The following is a 1,240-nucleotide window of genomic DNA, read 5'->3' as shown; positions in this document are numbered from 1 at the left end:
GCCGTGGGTCTTCAGCTAGAGTTTCAACGAAAAACTGCGGCCCTTCCGTAGAAGAACCGCAGTTTTTTGATCGAGTCTCAATCAGTCGTTAGCAAGCAGCCCCTTGGCATACCTTGCTCAAAAGGTCCGTGCTGCCTTTCAGCGGCTGTGCCGAGACGAAAGCCGTTAACGGACGGCGCCATTCGCCGACGGTCTCATGACTAAAATTTTTGGACGCCACGGTCGTCATAAGGAGCTCGAGCTCTTTTCGGCTGACGCGATCGGCACGCATGACAGCGTTGATCAGCGGGTCCGAAAGGACTTGTGACTGGGTAAGGTCGGAATAAAACTGGGACATATTGGTCTCCTTCTCGATGACCAGTAAAACGGTATTGGATCAAAATTACGGCGTTGGGGGTTACGGGCAGGGTGGCGAACGAGCGAATTGACTTCGGCATTCAATGTGTGTTACCGGTCAGTAACGTCCCAATAGTTACTAAGCGGTAACATCAATGTCAAGTACCCCTTCGAAAACAATAGCAGATAGTTCTGACAAGCTCGTGACCACACTGGAACGTCCTCGTGAGCGGATCGTGAAGAGCGCCATAGAGCTGTTCCGCCAGCATGGGATCAAGGGTATCGGTGTCGACGCCATCGCCGAGGCTGCCGGCTCCAACAAGATGACGCTCTATCGCCACTTTGGCTGCAAGGACGATCTGGTTTGCGAGTGCCTGAAGCAGGTTTCGAGCGAAAAGGAACGTATCTGGGTCGATCTGGAGAACGCCTATCCCGGCGATCCGGCCAGGCAGTTGCGGGGTTGGGTCGATGAGGCTGCCCAACGTATCTTCAATGATTTGCGCGGCTGCGATCTCGTCAATGCGGCGGTTGAACTAAAAGAAGCCGGTCACCCGGCCCAAAAAGTCATCATGGACGCTAAAAAAGCGCATATGCAGCATTTGGTCGAGCTTTGCCGCAGGGCGGGCGTTCAGCAGTACGAACAACTCGCTCAGGCGCTCGTACTCCTCGTCGAAGGCGCGCGCGTCTGTGGTCAGAGCATCGGTATCGAAGGCCCGCAACAGCGGCTGAAGCAGACCTGCGAAGCCTTGATCGATGCATTTTCCAAACACTGATAAATCTTTCTGAAAAACAATTCCCTGAATGCGCACCATTCAAGTGATTGTGTTTGTGCCCGGCTGTCGATCATCGATATTGAGGAGCCGGCCTTGTATGATTGGAGGCGTCTGAACCGAAACGACAGGAA

2 protein-coding genes are annotated in these 1,240 nt (G+C 53.8%); one reads left to right on the top strand and one right to left on the bottom strand.

Annotated elements, in window-relative coordinates:
• Window positions 1-88: 88 nt before the first annotated feature.
• Window positions 89-337, bottom strand: coding sequence for a hypothetical protein (locus tag ACXJ5O_RS27440; RefSeq protein ID WP_457302667.1), 249 nt, complete (start codon window positions 335-337; stop codon window positions 89-91).
• A 154-nt stretch (window positions 338-491) separates the two neighbouring features.
• On the opposite strand from ACXJ5O_RS27440, the gene ACXJ5O_RS27435 reads away from it, so the two are divergent.
• The gene (locus ACXJ5O_RS27435; protein WP_457302666.1) at window positions 492-1,109 is read left to right on the top strand and encodes a TetR/AcrR family transcriptional regulator; all 618 of its coding nucleotides are present in this window, start codon (window positions 492-494) and stop codon (window positions 1,107-1,109) included.
• The last annotated feature ends 131 nt before the right edge of the window (window positions 1,110-1,240 follow it).

It is taken from the genome of Phyllobacterium sp. P5_D12 (genome assembly GCF_054049495.1).
The sequence above is the reverse complement of the archived record's forward strand: the minus strand, read 5'-3'. Positions and strand labels throughout refer to the sequence as shown.